The sequence below is a fragment of the Candidatus Poribacteria bacterium genome (assembly GCA_026702755.1).
Lineage (GTDB): Bacteria > Poribacteria > WGA-4E > WGA-4E > WGA-3G > WGA-3G.
The window spans coordinates 211,335-227,965 of record JAPPBX010000090.1; the positions used below are offsets into that span (position 1 = coordinate 211,335).

The following is a 16,631-nucleotide window of genomic DNA, read 5'->3' on the forward strand; positions in this document are numbered from 1 at the left end:
TTGCAATGAAAATCGTTAGAGCCGAACTCACCGATGCTGAAAGACTTGCCGAACTGAATCAGCACCTCATTGAGGACGAGCAGCACCCCAACCCGATGAACATAGATGAACTTACCGAACGGATGAAAGCGTGGTTGGCAACTGACTATATCTGCTATATAGTGAGAGAAAACGGACATATTATCGCGTATTGTCTATACAGAGATGAGGGTGGACACTACTATATGCGTCAGTTGTATGTAGACAGAGCACATCGACGAAAAGGTATCGCGACGCAGTTGCTTGATTGGCTGTACGAGAACGTATGGACAGATAAGAAAGTCAGATTAGATGTACTCGCCCACAACGAGGATGCCGTCGCGTTTTACAAGCGTTACGGCTTCAGAATCGGCGTTTTTAGAATGGAAAAATGACACATACTGTTCATTTGACCCAGATACTTCATTAATGTTATCATATATAAACATGGTTTCGTTAACAGGTAGTGCTATTCAATTCAAGGAAACTGTTTAACTATTGAGATTACTGTTATGGCTGAACATATTAATGGGATTAACTCCGACATCCTCAAATGGGCGCGCGAGCGTTCCGGTTACACCGTGGAATCGATTGCCACGGCTTTGAAAAAAGATGCCTCAATCATCAACGATTGGGAATCAGGGGAACGCGCTCCAACTTATATTCAACTCGAAAAATTAGCAGACAAGTACAAGCGTCCCATCGCTATTTTCTTTTTCCCAAAACCTCCCGAAGAACCGAATATCGCTGAGCACCTTGAGCAAGGATTCATGTAAAGAGAAAACTGGAGTTTCTAACGCTAACTCAGGGAACCTAAGGAACCAACAATGAAATACGATGAAGTAAATCGCACCTTTGACTGTGAACCGACACTCACCGACACACAAGTGCTGCAGTATTGCCGAGACGGCTACCTGCAGCTCCAAGGCGTTGTACCTGATGAGATTAACCAGCGCACGTGTGATTATCTCAACGGCGACTTACCGATAAATCCGTGCTTTATTCCGCAGGGTATAACACACGCCGATTTAGAACGCATGCGGGATACACATGAACCGAGTTCCATTATGTTAGAGGATTGGTATATCGAGCATGTGCTGCTGAATCGGGAACTCGCTGGTGCATTGCGCTCATTACTCGGTAAGAACGTCGGGTTGCCTGTGCTGGTGAGTAATCATCGTGTTGAATGCCCAATGCCCGCGCAGGGATGGCACCACGATGCCGATCATGTCTTTGGACCCGAAACGAACTTTGTTGAGGTCTTCTACTTCCCACAGGATACACCCTTGGAAATGGGTCCGACGGACATCCTACCGGGTTCACACATCCGTTCTACAAGTCGAGACATAGCTGAGAAAGGTGTCTCCAGCGAAGGACCCGCCGGTTCTTTCGTTATTCATTCGCAGAGCATCCTCCATCGGCGCGGTGAATCCACTGCAGAAGGGCTACGTCACATGCTGAAATATAGCTACTGGCGAACAGTGCCACCAACACGGGATTGGAAGCAAGAACCAGATTTTGATTTCCAGATGGCGGAGTATGGCGGGCACGGCGTCGCGCGGTACGTGGCACACATGCTCTATTGGCTATGTGGCAAAGGTGATGAATTCCGTCTCATCGGTGGGCAAGCGTGGCCCTGGTCAAGCGTGAACCAAATTGGTCCATCTTACGGTTTCGGGCATACGGAAGGGTATCTCCCGAATTGGCGGAAGGATAATCCAGACGATTACGCGACACCATAGGAACACACTATTTTTCCGAAATAACAAGTGTCTGATTCGTTTCAACGTCGCGTAAGGTTTGGACTTTGCCACAGAGCCATCGCACTGTTAGCGTATCAACTCGCGCTGCGTCCGCTAACCCGAAATGCAAACGGAGATCGTTCTGACTGATGTAACCTGAGCCGCTTTTGACCTCACGAATCTGGGTCAAGTCTCCAGATACGACCGTTACTCGTGCGCCAATCGCATCTCGATTGCAATGCGTACCGATGAGTTTGACGCTCAACCACCAAGAGGTATTACCACCGTCGTTTCGCAGAACGGTCGGCGAATCTTTGAGATTGGAGACAACAACATCCACATCGCCATCGTTATCTATATCACCAAATGCGGTGCCTCGACTTACCTTTCGCTGTGCTATCGTCGCGTCAGGCATCTCCGAAAAATTGATGCCTCGGTTATTGAGAAAAAGTTGGTTCGGCTGTGGGTATGTCCCAATCGGATCCATCTCTGCGATATTGTCATCCAAGTGCCCATTGGCAACAAACAGATCTAACCAACCGTCATTGTTAAAATCGATGAAATCAACACCCCACGCCAAATACGGAAGACTCCTCTCACCGATTCCTTTGGCGAAACTCACCTCGTTAAAAAACCCGCTCTGTGCATTGTGATAGAGGCTATTCGTCTGATCCTGAAAATTTGTAATCACGATATCGAGATAGCCGTCGTTGTCAAAATCACCAAGATTCGCACCCATCCCGCTATAGGCACGTCCTTCCTCACTGAGCGCAACGCCAGCGAAAAGCGCGTCCTCCGTCATTTTAAGGTTGTCGCGTTCGTTGCGGTAGAGAAAATTTGGGGTCGTATCGTTCGCAACAAAGATGTCCACATCGCCATCGTTATCTATATCACCGCAAACAACCCCTAAACCTTTTCCACTCGTCGCACCTATTCCTGTTTTCTCTGAGATGTCTGTAAAAGTGCCATCGCCATTGTTACGGTAGAGCACATCCGCCGCCCCCAGTAACGCCTCTGGTGTGCAATACGTCCGAACTCCCAGTCGAGTGCACTCCGGATTTGTAGCCGGATCGAACTGGACGTAGTTGACGACATAGAGATCCAAATAGCCATCAGCATCAGTGTCTACAAAAGCGCAACCGCTACTGAATTGATCGCCAGCAATCCCGGCAATGTCAGCAACATCCGTAAAAGTGCCATCCCCATTGTTTCGATAAAGCACATTTGCGCCGTAGTTCGTTACATAGAGATCGGTGAAACCGTCGTTGTTGTAATCCCCAACGCAGCACCCCAGACCGTAACCCGTATCACCGACAGACACTTCACTCGTTACATCGGTGAAAACACCCCCATCATTGCGATACAAGACGTTTGTTGGGGGCATTGGCGTGTCAATCTTTGGCAAGGTGCTGCCGTTGACGCAGTAGAGATCCAAATCCCCGTCATTGTCAAAATCGAAGAGTGCGACACCACTTCCGATCGGTTCAATAAAGTATTTTTCGCCACGCTCGCCATTGGTATGCCGAAATTCAATACCGAGTTCCGTTGTTATATCGGTGAAACGGAGCTTAGTTTTTTGTGGATCCCCAGGTTGCGACACGGCGTGTAGGACAAATAGGAAAATAGTAAAACTAATTGTGGGTAGTGTCAATTTTTTGTAACGCATCGTCTATGTATATGCTATAATGGTCATCAGCATATTGGCTATCGGCAGTCAGCCATCGGCTTTCAGTTAAGAGGTTTTCTGATAAAGTTACACCCTCTTGCTGATGGCTGACTGCTGAGGGCTGAAGGCTATTCCTCTGACAACTTATAAAAAAGGAGAATTTCTAATGGCTAATACTCTACGTTTTGGCGTTGTCGGTTTAGGTATGGGCATGAACCGCTCCAACGTGATTCACGAAACGGACGGTGCTGAACTCGTCGCTGTGGCGGATCTCGTCGAAGAACGACGCAAAACAGCTGAAGAACGTTTCGGCTGCGAAAGCCACGAGGATGCGCTTGAGATGTTCGATCGCGACGACATCGACGTGGGAATGATTATGACCCCAAGCGGTCTCCACGGAAAATTTGGAGAAGAAGCGGCACGCCGCGGCAAACATGTTATCACCACAAAACCGATGGATGTCAGCGTTGAAAATTGCAACTCCCTTATTAAAACATGCGAAGACAACAATGTCAAATTGCTTGTTGATTTCGGAGAACGCTACGGCACACACAATCGCCGAATCCAGCACGTACTGGAAACAGGTGGTCTCGGTAGACCATTGCTGTGTGAACTCCGTATGAAATGGAAACGTCCAGATAGTTACTACGTCGGTTGGCACGGCACATGGGAACTTGACGGCGGCGGTTCTATCATGAACCAAGGCGTACATTACATCGATCTGATGCTATGGTTCATGGGTCCCGTCAAACGCGTCATCGGTGCCCATTTCGATGTCTACGATCACGAAAATTGCGAGACTGAGGACATGACCTCGGCGATCCTCGAATTTGAAAACGGTGCGCTGGGACACGTTCTGACGACGACAACATTCCCCGGTAGTAGCGTCTCAATGATCCACATCCACGGCGAAAAAGGCATCGTCGGTCTCGGACCGGAGATGTGGCAGTTCGTCGATGATGATGAACCCGACATTGAACTCCCGCCTTATCCGGGCAGTGTGATTGAGGACGCGCTCCGTGTCATCAACGATGGCGCATCACCAGCAGTCGATGGCTATGAGGGCAGACGCTCTGTCGCGCTCAACATGGCTATCTACGAATGTGCACGTACCGGCAAAGCCGTTGAGTTATCGTAGACCTCTCCATGAGGCGGGTCTTTGTGCCCGCCTATTCTCCCAATCTCCTTTTTCATACGCTAATGGAAGTCGCGAGCACAGCTCGCTCCTACAAAAAGAGATTCCTTTGCAATTCAGGTGAAAACTGAGTATAATATTTGAAATAGGCGAGGTTAATGAAGTTTAAGAATTTAATTCGGTAATGCATCAACAGTCTCTTGGTAGGAGCGAGCTGTGCTCGCGATCTGTAACAATTACCGAAATATTTATTTAATCTTCATCAAACCTCGCCAGCGAGAGCACATTTTTTCACATCGTCAAAAAGATGAGCAGAAATACCCATAATTAAAAATATGAAAAATGCAAAACTGATCACGATGGGCTGTAAGGTCAATCAATACGATACGCAATCTATGCGCGAGACCCTTCGACGTAATGGATATACCGTCCTTGATGATGAGACTCAGCAGCAACAGACTGATCTTTACCTCATCAATACATGCACCGTAACAAACACCGCCGATCAGAAGGCACGGCAAGTGATTCGGAGAGCAATTCGTCAGCATCCGAACGCAAAAGTGCTCGTCACAGGCTGCTATGCTGAAAGCGACCGCGAGGCAATTGAAAAAATACCGGGCGTGACAGTCGTTTTCGGTAACCGAGAGAAGGTTGACTTTCAGGACTACTTAGACATAGTAAACGCCGAAACATCATCTCCGACAGAAGAGATGACGCACACGCCAAATTCGCTCCTCGACATAGAACCGGTCCAACACGACGCTATCCGTGAACACGCACGCTTTAGCAAAGGGGTAAGCGAGGCTGGTAAACGTACGCGCGCGCTCATTAAGGTGCAAGACGGATGCAGTGCATTCTGTACCTACTGCATTATCCCTTATGTGCGAGGCAGGATGACAAGCCGTCCGCTTAACGACATCGCCGATGAAGCACACCGTATCGCTGACAGCGGTATCAAAGAGGTCGTCATCACCGGTGTACATCTGGGTGCCTACGGACAGGATACCGGTAGAGAAAAGGACATCGCAGATATTTTAGAACACATCCACGACATCGAAGGCATCGAACGCATCCGTTTCAGTTCAATCGAACCGATGTATTTCCCAGATACCCTCGGTGAGCGGATGGCAGCACTCCCGAAATGCATGCCCCACTTCCATCTACCGCTCCAAGCCGGTTCCGATGATGTATTGCAACAAATGCGGCGGCGTTATACCACAACACAATTCGCGCACCTCGTTGAGAACCTACGACGTGTCTTTAGCGATGATGTCGGAATTACGACTGACATTATGGTCGGGTTCCCCGGTGAAACGGACGAACACTTTGAGGAATCATGTCAATTCGTTGAAGATATTGGATTCAGTCAATTGCATGTATTCCGTTATTCCCCTCGAAAAGGCACACCTGCAGCGACCTATCCAGATCAGGTGTCCCCGCACGTCTCCGCGGCACGCAGCCAAGCGATGATTGCGCTCGGCGCACGTCTCAATACCGCGTTTCGACAACGGATGCTTGGAAAACAGAAAGATGTGCTCATCGAAGCAAGCAGGGAAGGCGAAAACAACCACCTCGCCGGTTTTACAGACAATTACCTCCGCGTCCTCATAGATGCACCAGAAAGTGCGATCAATCAGATCCAGCGCGTTACACTCGGTGCGTTAGAAGGTGACTGTATCGCTGCCGCCTAACCCTCAAGATTCTTCCGCCTTCGCCTTCAGATCATAGAGAATATTCACAGCATCTAAGGGTGTAACCTGCGTGAGTTCCAAGCGTCGGATCTCTTCAACAAGCGGGTGCGTCTTCGGTGTAAAGAGTGCCATCTGAAGTGAATCACTCTGCATCGTTTTCCGTGAGACGCGACGGCGCGGTTTCGGCATTGTTGGATGCGCTTTCGGCTGTTGTCCGGTTGCCCCGTCCGCTTCAACACTGAGGTTGTGTTGTTCAAGCACTTCGAGTATTTGCTGCGCGCGTGCAATCACGGTTTGGGGTAGCCCCGCAAGGCGAGCAACATGGATACCGTAACTTTGGTCTGCGCCACCGGGGACAACTTTTCGGAGAAACGTCACCTTCTGCCCATCTTCATGGACAGCGACATTGTAGTTCTTTGCGCGTTTGTATTTGCTGGCGAGTTCCACCAACTCGTGATAGTGTGTTGCGAAGAGCGTCTTCGCACCCATCCGTTTTTCATCAAGGAGATACTCCGAAACCGCCCACGCGATGCTAAGTCCATCAAACGTGCTGGTCCCGCGCCCGACTTCATCAAAGATAACGAGGCTGTTGCGTGTTGCATTGTTAAGGATATTCGCCGTTTCGTTCATCTCAACGAGGAAAGTACTCTGTCCCATCACGAGGTTGTCTGAGGCACCGACGCGTGTGAAAATGCGATCCACCAAGCCGATTTTCGCGGCGGCGGCAGGCACGAAACAGCCAACCTGTGCCATCAAGACGATGAGTGCCGTTTGCCGCAAATAGGTGCTTTTACCGCTCATATTCGGTCCCGTGATGATATGCAATTGTTCGTCATCGCAATTCAGAAGCGTATCGTTCGGAACAAAACCCTCTTGCGTGAACAGCTGCTCGACAACCGGGTGTCTGCCATCACGAATAACGATCTCGTCCACCGCTGCCACAGTAGGCTTCACATAGTTGTATTTCGATGCAATGTATGCAAAATTGGCGAGGACATCAACCATAGCGAGTGCCGCTGCGATTTTCTGGATCGCTTCCGTCCATTTCGATACCTCATCCCGAATCTGACAGAAAAGTTCATATTCCAAAGTCTCTATCCGATCCTCGGCGTTGAGGACTTTTGCCTCCTGTTCCTTGAGTTCAGGCGTGATGAATCGTTCAGAATTCCGCAACGTCTGTTTACGGATATAATCGTCAGGCACCATACTCAGATTCGGTTTCGTCACATCAATGTAATAGCCGAAGACCTGATTGAATCCGATCTTCAAGGATTGAATACCGCTGCGTTTACGCTCCTCTGCTTCCATAGCCGCGATCCAATCCTTTCCTTCACCCACAATCTGCCGAAGCTCATCAAGTTCTTCGCTGTAACCATCACAGATAACACCACCTTCGCGAATCGTTGCGGGTGGGTTCGGATGAATCCCACGTTCAATCAACTCGACTAACTCTGGAAGCGGGTTCAAAGTGTCATTGAGAGATACCAACATCGTGCTACTGCAGTTTTGCAGTTGTACCTTGACCCCGGGAATCAGGTGGAGCGAGTCCTTGAGTGAGTGTAAGTCACGTCCGTTCACAGAGCCGAGACTGATACGCGAAATGAGTCGCTCAACATCGTACATCTGCCCAAGTGCCTCCCGCAATTCCTCCTGCAGGTTGATTTGCGTCTTGAGTTCGTCAACCGCACCGAGGCGTTCCTCAATCTCTTTTTCATCAAGTAAGGGTTGCAAGAGGCACTGACGCATCTTCCTGCCTCCCATCGCAGTTACCGTCTGATCCAATACTTCAAGGAGTGTGCCTTTTGTAGAGCCGTCGCGGATAGAGGCTGTCAATTCAAGGTTACGTTGTGTATCGGCATCCAGCACCATAAAATCCGAGAGCGTGTAGGTGTGAAGCGAGACGATGTGTTCGACTTCCTGTTTCTGTGTCTCGTTGAGGTAATAGATGAGTGCACCCGCCGCAGCGATAGCAGTGGGCAGATGTTCACATCCGAATCCGTCCAATGAAATCGTTTGGAAATGTTGGAGGAGTTCCGTTCGAGCGGTATCCAATTCAAATCGCCAGTCGGGTAAGTCATTAAGCGTCGCTTTGAGCTCAGTTTTGAGGCGGTCAAACATATCTTCATCTTCAAAGGTCTCAGCAAAGAGGCACTCTTTCGGAGAAAATCGATGGATCTCTGCCCAGAGGCGTGAGGGATCCGTGAGTTCGGTCACCTGAAATTCGCCTGTAGAGAGATCGGCAACAGCAACACCGTAGGTGCCTTTGTCAAGATAAATTGAGATGATGTAGTTGTTCACCTTATGCTCAAGCACCTTCGGATCGGTCACAGTACCGGGTGTAACGATTCGGACGACATCGCGTTTAACGAGTCGATTCTCGTCTCGTGCGAGTTGTGCGTCCTCGGTCTGCTCTAAAATGGCGACTTTATGTCCGGCTTTGACCAGTTTGTAGAGATAGGAATCAAGTGCGTGGTGTGGGATACCTGCCATTGGTGGCGGCGGGGACTTTTGGTTTTTATGGCTTCTCGCTGTCAAGGCGATCTCAAGCAGGCGTGCAATTAGTTCTGCGTCCTCAAAAAAGGCTTCATAGAAATCGCCGACGCGGCACAGTAGTATAGCATCTTCATGCTGTTTTTTTACGTGTTTATAAAGCTCCATTAATGACAGGTCGGACTGTTTTGAACGTGCCATATAGTTTTCCTTAAATTCTAATTTGGGTAACTGTTTTTTCGACGAAAGGACAATTTTAAGTACCGTAGCACATTCAGCGGTTTATGTCAAAGCATTTTAGTCAATTCCTGCCCCAATAGTTGTGGATCTCTACAAACAAGGAAATCCCATTTCTTCAATTTACCCCAGTTATTGACTGCGGAGACCCACCGTTTGGCAGCAGCGTGTTTGGCGTGAACCTGATCCGGCTCAAAACCTTTAATCTCCAAAACGACGTGGACACCGTTTGTGAGTCTGACAATAAAGTCCGGTTCGTAAAGGTGAGATATGCCGTCGTGTTCGTAGGGAATTCCAAGTCCGAGGTGGTCGTTGCGTACATAACACGCTACAACTTCGGATTGCTCCAATCGAAACTTGGCTGCACGTTCCCATGTGCCGGTATCCAGTACGACCTGATTCACATGACTCTTTTGTGTTTCGGTGCAGGGACGCGGCGTGAGGAAATCAACATCCGCAGACGTGCCGATGGGTGCGTAGCGGTTTAGGATTGGTAGGAGCGGGATTTCGCCTTTTGTCTCATCAGGTTGGATCGCTGTCATGAGTCGCTCTACGATGCGCGTAACATATTTTTCCTGCCCGAGTTCGCACGGATTACACCCACGGAAATCTACCTTCGTTTTGACATAAGCATCAACAACCCCGAAGACTTGCGGAAAGAGACGGTGTCGAGAAAGCAATCGGAGTTTCGGGTTGCTGTTCGGATCCGGTGCAGTTTGGCTATCGCCTACTAACTTGTGGACGATTCGATGTGCAATCTCAAATTCAATGGCTTGCAGATGTGTTGTTTGATAATATCCTTCTCGGTCTTGTAGCGTCGCACCTCCGGGACCTGATGCGGAAGGGGTACCGGTTTCATAGCCGACAGCAGCTTTGACATATAAAGCGGTAGGGTTAATTTCAGGTTGGATGCTGAGCGGCTCCGTGGACGCAATGTCAGCCTTAATCTCGTTCTTTTGAAGGGCAAAGGCATATCCTTCAACAACAGGAAACCTGATTTCAAGATGTTCGCGTTCTGGTAAGGCTCGAACGTGATTTTTCGGTTTGTCGTCAGGTGTGCGGGCATTCGTGGCTCTGCCTCTGAAGGGGATAACCGAAAACGGGATGCCGTAGACATCAACGTATTCCTCGGTGAGTAGACCGGTTTCTGGATCGGGTGTGTAGTTCATACGACGCAACCCGCGCCCGACAACTTGTTCACAGAGTAGTTGGCTGCTAAAGGCGCGAAGTCCGAGGATATGCGTGACGTTGTTTGCGTCCCACCCTTCGTTGAGCATGGCGACAGAGACGACGCATCGGATCTGTTCACCCGACTGTCCGCGTTTGCCGATTGTCGCGACGATTTGTCTTAAGTCTTCGGCAGCTTCGCTTCGGTTTTTATTCGGATCTTCGCTCTCTGCTTCCGCCAACATTTTGCTATCAATGCGTAGCGTTCGTGTAACGCTTTCGCTGTTTGAGAGCAGTTCAGGAAAGATCGCGCCCTGTTCGTAGACTGTCTTTGTTTGCTTTTTCTTTCGCCGTCCACTGGTATTCTCATCATTAACGACTTCCGCCTCACTTTCACCGGAAATTTTTCGGTAAAAATACTCTGCAATATTGGTATCGGGACAAACAATGATTAAAACAGGTGGTGTCTTCTCCTGTGCATCCGATGCCTCTTGGATGTATTCAAAGCGTTCCTTCCACTGGCTGGCGAGCGTGATAAGAGCAGGCTCCGCCTCGCGATAGATGGCTTCAGGATTCGGTGTTCTGCGTCGCCTACTGGGTGATGTGTCCGCAGCAGAAAGATCGTCATTAATCGTCTTCCATAATCGGAAAAACTTCGGTTCGGGTCTGCCGGTGGTATCGCTGACAGGTAGTCGAGGAATCTTGGTGATACCGCTCTCAATTGCGTCCACCAAACCGAAATCGCTGACGAGCCACGGGAAAGGTTTGCCTTCTAAGTGTCCACTGCCTTGAATGTAGAACGGCGTGGCGGAAAGATCTACACAGAATTTCACACCGCATGCTTGGTTGAATGTGTCTAAGCCGCTGACCCAGACGGTGGCTTCTTCGCGCTCCTTCTTTTCATCGGCAGAGAGTTTTTCCTCAACAGGTGCGGGACGATAGGCGTGATGTCCTTCATCGTTGAGGACCATAATCGGGGCGCGGTCATAGAGTTCACCTAAGACGCGTTTGGCGAAAGCATCAGGTGTTTCCTCTCCCTTATCAACAATGGTGTAGGTCTGACCGCCTTCGCTATGCGGGGATTCCGGTGAGAATTGATGCCAGTTCGTGACCAGTACCTTTCCACTATTGAGCAACGGACGGAGTTTTGTCGGGATGAGTTCAAATTCGTCGTAGTAGTTATCCGTATCTTCGGGACGCAGCACCTGCAGCCGTTTTTTGATGGTGAGGTTCGGACAGACGACGAGTGATGCGTGCGGAAAACGTTCGTCGGAGGGGACTCTACCACGATTGCAAAACGCCCAAGCAATAAGCATTGCCATAACGACGGTTTTGCCGCTACCGGTCGCCATTTTGCAACCGTAACGAATTAAATCTGGAATATCGGGTTCGTTAGGTGTATCCACCAACTCAGTGAGGTTTTCATCAGTGAATTGTGGGGTGAATCCGATCCGCTTTCCACCTTGACGAATTTCGGCAAGATAGATGATTGTCTCGACTGCTTCGCGTTGGCAAAAAAAGAGTCTTCGCAAAAGATCATCGCGTGCCCAATGTCGGAGGAGTTCACGGGTTACGGGTGTGGCGTTTCGGTAATTCGTCTCGCGCCAGCGTTCGACATCTGCACGTAGTGCATTGACTAACGGGAGATCGTCCCATTCTTCTTCTCGGAAGAATTGAAGCTGCTGGCTGCCTGTGCGTTGGATTTTGTACCAGTAGCCAGCGTCGCGTCGTCCGGATTGTTTGACTGCTTCGCCTGTTTGGGTGTCGTAAATCCAGTGGGCGTTCGGTTTTTCGTAGGGACTGCACAGGATGGGTTGCTCTACGGGTTGGATTGGGATGTCGGGTCGGTTTTGGTTCATGAAGATGCCTCGTTTTCTGAGTCAGCAGCTGTCTTTCGCACCTGCCATTCTTTTACAAAATCGGGGTCGTGGTTTTGTAATAATTCTAAGCATTGGGTTTCTACGTCAGGCATTCCATCTGTTAAATCGTTCGTCAAGATTTCTTTTATACCTTCTGGTTCGTTGAATGTATTGAAATACTCAACCAATCCGCCCACAACATGAGGCAATTGTTGTGAGTTATCCAAATTAAGTATAACTTTTTTAATGATAGAAACCGAGTCATCCATTCCCAATTTAACATCAATATAAATAAGATAATAGGCGGTCCAAGTTAGGAACAAATCCTTATGTTTTGGATTTTCCGTTAGTAAACGGTTGAGGAATTTTTTGAGCCCTTGATGAGCCTCGTTCGTGTGGATTTGTCCAACGGAATTCAAAAAACGAAACGGCAAACGTTCTCCATCAATGGATGTTTGCCAATCAAAATCTGAGTCAACGATTGAATTCAAGAACTCCAACACAGGAGAAACTAATCGTGGAGATTTCCTAGCAGCCAAAACTTCCACTGCCTTCGCTCTAATTGGCAAACGATATTTTTCATCGCCAAACACTTGTAAGAGAATTTCTTCTCCAAGTGCCTCAATTGATTGAGGAGCGAAACCATCGAAGGTAGTATTCATAAAATTCTCTAACACAGAGGCTGCATGTTCCCTTTCTAATACCCTTATTTGATTTTGGAGTGTGTTTACCTGAGCCGAAGCCTCCGTGAGTTGATTTTGGAGTGTGTTTACCTGAGCCATGGCCCCCTTAAATCCGTCAAGGTTCTTTTCTACCTCATCTGCTATCAATTGATCGGACTTGGATTTAAACTGCAGCCATAAAGCTCTTCCAACAGCAGCTATAATGGCTAAAAAGAATAATATCCATCCTGTTAACCATTTATGATTAGAATCCCTCAAATCCCTTTCAAGTTTACCAAACTCAGCATTAGCGAGTCTCGCCTGCGCATCAGCGAGTTTTGCTGCGAGTTCCATCTTCTCAATATTTTCTACGGTCTGGAGTTTATTTTCAAGTTCCAAGATTCGCTTTTTGAGTGCCGCAATTTCTGGGTCCGGCCCTTGTGAATTTTGATCTTGTTGTGCAAACAACAGAGGAAGTATGATTATGGATACTGCCGCCAATAAGAGGCAGGCTATATTTCTTTTCATTTTTTGTCTGTTCTTGAACAATACTGAACTTTAGACGATTTTTAGCAAAAGAGCGATACAAATGTCGCCCCGATGGAGCTAAAATCTTGATGATAACGAACGCCTCTTACAATCCGCGTTCATCCGGGTCATCCGCGTCAATCCGCGATTCAGACAACTAACACATATCACCCCGTCGCGAAGATCACAGTCCTGTTCGTAATAGTGCGATTTATCGCACGTTCTTACTCATTAGCCGACAACACGCGGCGCGTGCCTACTACCTTTAATACCGCTGCGCTCCCAAATTATGCACGCGCATGACTTCGTTGCCGCGTGGGTCTATGACTTTGACGGCGACGCAGGCGTGTTCTCCAGCAGGGAACGGGAAGGACGCTGTGCCGCTGAATTGTTCAAACCGATCTTCGTCAATGACACCTTTGAGGGCGCGGGCGATTTTGCTCCATGCAGATTTGTCGGGAAAGAAGGCTTGCGTGATGCAGAAGGTACGACCGTCATAATCGGAATCGACGAACCACGCTGCGACCTTATCCGCGCCTGCAGAACTCACTGTATTGTCTACCGGATTATAGATGTCCACCCCCTCCATCTTGACGATATATTCTCCATTGGCTACTTCCTCAAGGGTTGTGCGTGGCATGCCAAACACGGTGAACAGTTGTGTAGAAGGCGTTTCTTTGAGTAGGTCTCCCATTGCGACATCGGGGTTGATATGCGCAATATGAATACGGACTCGTGGGTTCGGATCTTCTTGGATGATGGCTTGCGCGGCACCATCAAAACTGAAACCTGCAAAGACTAATTCAGTGTACCCGCGGCGTGACGCAATCGGCAGGCAATCTTCAACTTGCATCGCCGTTACGGGACCGTGTTGTGGACCGAATACGACAGCAACAGCGGGCGTATCGTGATCAGAGGTTGCTCCTACAGCCTCTTCCCAATCTCCTTCAGCGTGGAGGATGTCCCCTTCAATTGGGTCGAGTGTGGCGAATTTTAGTGTTTGGTTGTTAGGGAACTGTACGCCGTCATTTTGGAGTAGACGAATCATTTGGTCGAGGTATGCCTCGGCGTTAACGGTGTTGTTTCCATCTGTCTCTGCATCAAACGTGTCTGAAACCTCTTCGGGTTCGCCACCGATGGGTGACTCTACATCAAGAGGTTCTTCTGGGGGTTGCACTGCCTCAACGGTGAAGGGACCGCTGACGCGTGTCCGTTTTCTATCCACCTCCGACTGATCGACTAACTCCTCGCCTTCGGAGGATGCAGCGATGCAGGCGTTCACTTCGTCCATCTTTGCACGCCATGCTTTACGGTAATCGGTGAGTGCCTCCTGCAGTGCTTCGGGCCAATCGGGGTCGGTATCATACGGAACTTCCCACTCCTGCCAAGCCGTTTCAGGAAGTTGCCAACGTCGTTTATCTGCCTCTATGATAGATCTTTTTCCTTCGCGATTTTCCTTATCCACGAGTTTGGCGAGTAATTTTGAGCGGATTGGTGGTGTAACTGCTGCTAAAGCATGATTTAGCAAATTCAACTTCTTTTTGAGAATCGGTTCATGTTTCGCGAAAATGGGATTAAGCGCGGTGTTTTGGGCAATGCTCTTTAGCATGATATGGGACACGGTTTTGTTGATGAAACCGCCCGCAATGCCTTTCTGATCGTTCTTGAGCTTGTAATATTCAAAACTCGTTGTCAAGAGACGTTGCCTCGCTAAAGCGATCGCAACACGACTCGTATCAATAGTTATCCAACGTCTACCCCAACTCTCGGCGACATACGCGGTCGTGCCACTTCCACAAGTGGGATCAAGAACAAGATCACCAGGGTCAGTAGTCATGAGGAGGCACCGTTGGATAACCTTGGTAGAAGTTTGCACAGTGTACTTCATATCTGCTGCCCCGTGAGTATCATTCCACAAATTGTGCAGCCGTTGAACTGGAAAATCATCATGATACTGAATGAAATTAGGCAACGCTCCACTTGCCATTATGCGGTTTCCAGCAATTACACGTTGCATCCCTTCTTCATGTGTTCGCCAACTTTTTTTGCCACACTTAAAAAGACGATTTTCAAACTCAAAGTCGTACATGCAAGTTGCAGTATAGCCAGACGATGCAAGTGCACTTGTAAAGAAAACGCGGCCCTCCAAAGGTAGCAAGCGAGAATCTCTTCGTTCGTCGGATGACATTTTTCGGCGACTACCGTCTGGAAACTCTATCCAAGTGTACCCCGTATTTTCTCCAATTGGTTTTTCCTCAAACAGCTCTTTATATTTAATGTTTTCCTTGTCTTTGGCATACCAAATTAAATAATCAGAAATACCAGCCATTCCAGAACTCCCAAGTGGTAACGTTTTCTTAAAAGTGATAAGACTAAAGAAATTTTCACATCCAAAAACTTCATCCATAATGCATCGCACGCGGTGGATATTTTCATCACTAATCTGCACAAAGATGCTTCCGCTATCTGTCAATAGATCTTTGGCAACAATCAGTCGGTCGCGTAGATAGGCGAGGTAGGAATGGACACCGAGCGTCCATGTATCGCGATAGGCTCTAATCTGTTCTCGTTCGCGGGTCAGATCTTGCTCTCTGTCCTTTACATCGCGCTGAAAGACGGTGGGTTGGAAGTTGGAGGCGAACTTGATGCCGTAGGGTGGATCGATATAGATCATTTGTACTTTACCAGCGAGGTCTTCTCGGTGCGCGAGGGAACTCATCACGGTGAGGCTATCGCCGAGGATGAGACGGTTCGCCCAATCCACATCGTGCTGGTAAAAATCAACCGCCTTGCTGTAATCCTGTTGTGGATCGGCGAAGAGTTCACGTTGGACGTTTTGGCGTTCTGCAACCTTCAAGATGGCTTTGGCACTCACGCGTTCGTGGATATGCAGTGCAACCGGATCGACGGTGAAGGATTTGGTCTCTTGTTTGCCTGCCCATTCCAGCCATGGATTGTGGTGTCGGAGTGCGTCGGCGAGGGTTTTGGCTTCTTCCGCAGAGAGTGCTCGTTGCTGTGCTATTTGTAGGAGTTCCGGGAGTTTGTCTGCGTCTCCGTTTGGGTCGGATCGGAGATTGGGCGGTAGATGCGGATTATATGCGTATTCCTGTTTCGGTGTTTCTTTGATTTGTCCTTGTGCAGCGATGCCGGCGGGTGGATTGTTTTTTCGGGTAGCGGTGTCGTGTCGGTAGTCTTGGACTTCTTTTTGTCGGGTGGTGCGTTTCTTCCTCGCCATTATGTATCCTCTTTATGAAAATCGAATGCGTGCGTTGGCATCGAAATTTAATTAGTTTAGAAATAAAAGTTATGGTATCATATATTTGATAACTGCAACACAATATATCAGATAGGCGTTCTTAAGTCAAGGAAGAAACTATTAGTCTGATATTTATCAGAGTTATCAAGGAGGCAGTAATCATCAAGAGATGACAGGTAT

Annotated in this window: 10 protein-coding genes; 5 read left to right on the top strand and 5 right to left on the bottom strand. The window is 48.6% G+C overall.

What is annotated here, in order from left to right; all coding sequences use genetic code 11:
• Window positions 1-5 precede the first annotated feature (5 nt).
• The 3 genes from OXH39_18035 to OXH39_18045 all read left to right on the top strand — a co-directional run bounded on the left by OXH39_18035 (window position 6) and on the right by OXH39_18045 (window position 1,760).
• Window positions 6-413 (top strand): GNAT family N-acetyltransferase, encoded by a 408-nt coding sequence (locus OXH39_18035; protein MCY3552365.1) that lies wholly within the window; start codon window positions 6-8, stop codon window positions 411-413.
• A 117-nt stretch (window positions 414-530) separates the two neighbouring features.
• Window positions 531-794 carry a helix-turn-helix transcriptional regulator gene (locus OXH39_18040; GenBank protein ID MCY3552366.1) on the top strand — a complete coding sequence of 88 codons (264 nt, stop codon included), beginning with the start codon at window positions 531-533 and terminating at the stop codon, window positions 792-794.
• A 51-nt stretch (window positions 795-845) separates the two neighbouring features.
• Window positions 846-1,760, top strand: coding sequence for a phytanoyl-CoA dioxygenase family protein (locus OXH39_18045; protein ID MCY3552367.1), 915 nt, complete (start codon window positions 846-848; stop codon window positions 1,758-1,760).
• A 7-nt stretch (window positions 1,761-1,767) separates the two neighbouring features.
• On the opposite strand, the gene OXH39_18050 is transcribed toward OXH39_18045, so the two are convergent.
• Window positions 1,768-3,426, bottom strand: a complete 1,659-nt coding sequence (locus OXH39_18050) for a CRTAC1 family protein (GenBank protein ID MCY3552368.1) — start codon at window positions 3,424-3,426, stop codon at window positions 1,768-1,770.
• 166 nt (window positions 3,427-3,592) lie between these two features.
• Between OXH39_18050 and OXH39_18055 the strand changes: the two genes are divergently transcribed.
• A complete protein-coding gene (locus OXH39_18055; GenBank protein ID MCY3552369.1) occupies window positions 3,593-4,564 on the top strand; it encodes a Gfo/Idh/MocA family oxidoreductase in 972 nt (323 codons plus the stop codon).
• 332 nt (window positions 4,565-4,896) lie between these two features.
• Window positions 4,897-6,252 carry a tRNA (N(6)-L-threonylcarbamoyladenosine(37)-C(2))-methylthiotransferase MtaB gene (gene mtaB, locus OXH39_18060; GenBank protein MCY3552370.1) on the top strand — a complete coding sequence of 452 codons (1,356 nt, stop codon included), beginning with the start codon at window positions 4,897-4,899 and terminating at the stop codon, window positions 6,250-6,252.
• 3 nt (window positions 6,253-6,255) lie between these two features.
• Here the strand turns inward: mtaB and mutS are convergent, their stop codons facing one another.
• The 4 genes from mutS to OXH39_18080 all read right to left on the bottom strand — a co-directional run bounded on the left by mutS (window position 6,256) and on the right by OXH39_18080 (window position 16,430).
• Window positions 6,256-8,943 carry a DNA mismatch repair protein MutS gene (gene mutS, locus OXH39_18065; GenBank protein ID MCY3552371.1) on the bottom strand — a complete coding sequence of 896 codons (2,688 nt, stop codon included), beginning with the start codon at window positions 8,941-8,943 and terminating at the stop codon, window positions 6,256-6,258.
• Between the two features lie 86 nt (window positions 8,944-9,029).
• Entirely contained in the window at window positions 9,030-12,005 is a 2,976-nt protein-coding gene (locus OXH39_18070) for a DEAD/DEAH box helicase family protein (protein MCY3552372.1), read from the bottom strand.
• Complete coding sequence (locus tag OXH39_18075; protein ID MCY3552373.1) at window positions 12,002-13,195, bottom strand: hypothetical protein; 1,194 nt, start codon at window positions 13,193-13,195, stop codon at window positions 12,002-12,004. Before OXH39_18075 ends, OXH39_18070 begins: the two co-directional genes overlap by 4 nt.
• A 265-nt stretch (window positions 13,196-13,460) precedes the next feature.
• Window positions 13,461-16,430 carry a site-specific DNA-methyltransferase gene (locus tag OXH39_18080; GenBank protein ID MCY3552374.1) on the bottom strand — a complete coding sequence of 990 codons (2,970 nt, stop codon included), beginning with the start codon at window positions 16,428-16,430 and terminating at the stop codon, window positions 13,461-13,463.
• Window positions 16,431-16,631: the final 201 nt, after the last annotated feature.

Coding starts and splice junctions, on each gene's coding strand:
- OXH39_18035 (MCY3552365.1), top strand. CDS start 6: ATGAAAATCGTTAGAGCCGAACTCACCGATGCTGAAAGACTTGCCGAA.
- OXH39_18040 (MCY3552366.1), top strand. CDS start 531: ATGGCTGAACATATTAATGGGATTAACTCCGACATCCTCAAATGGGCG.
- mutS (MCY3552371.1), bottom strand. CDS start 8,943: ATGGCACGTTCAAAACAGTCCGACCTGTCATTAATGGAGCTTTATAAA.
- OXH39_18050 (MCY3552368.1), bottom strand. CDS start 3,426: ATGCGTTACAAAAAATTGACACTACCCACAATTAGTTTTACTATTTTC.
- OXH39_18080 (MCY3552374.1), bottom strand. CDS start 16,430: ATGGCGAGGAAGAAACGCACCACCCGACAAAAAGAAGTCCAAGACTAC.
- OXH39_18075 (MCY3552373.1), bottom strand. CDS start 13,195: ATGAAAAGAAATATAGCCTGCCTCTTATTGGCGGCAGTATCCATAATC.
- OXH39_18045 (MCY3552367.1), top strand. CDS start 846: ATGAAATACGATGAAGTAAATCGCACCTTTGACTGTGAACCGACACTC.
- OXH39_18055 (MCY3552369.1), top strand. CDS start 3,593: ATGGCTAATACTCTACGTTTTGGCGTTGTCGGTTTAGGTATGGGCATG.
- OXH39_18070 (MCY3552372.1), bottom strand. CDS start 12,005: ATGAACCAAAACCGACCCGACATCCCAATCCAACCCGTAGAGCAACCC.
- mtaB (MCY3552370.1), top strand. CDS start 4,897: ATGAAAAATGCAAAACTGATCACGATGGGCTGTAAGGTCAATCAATAC.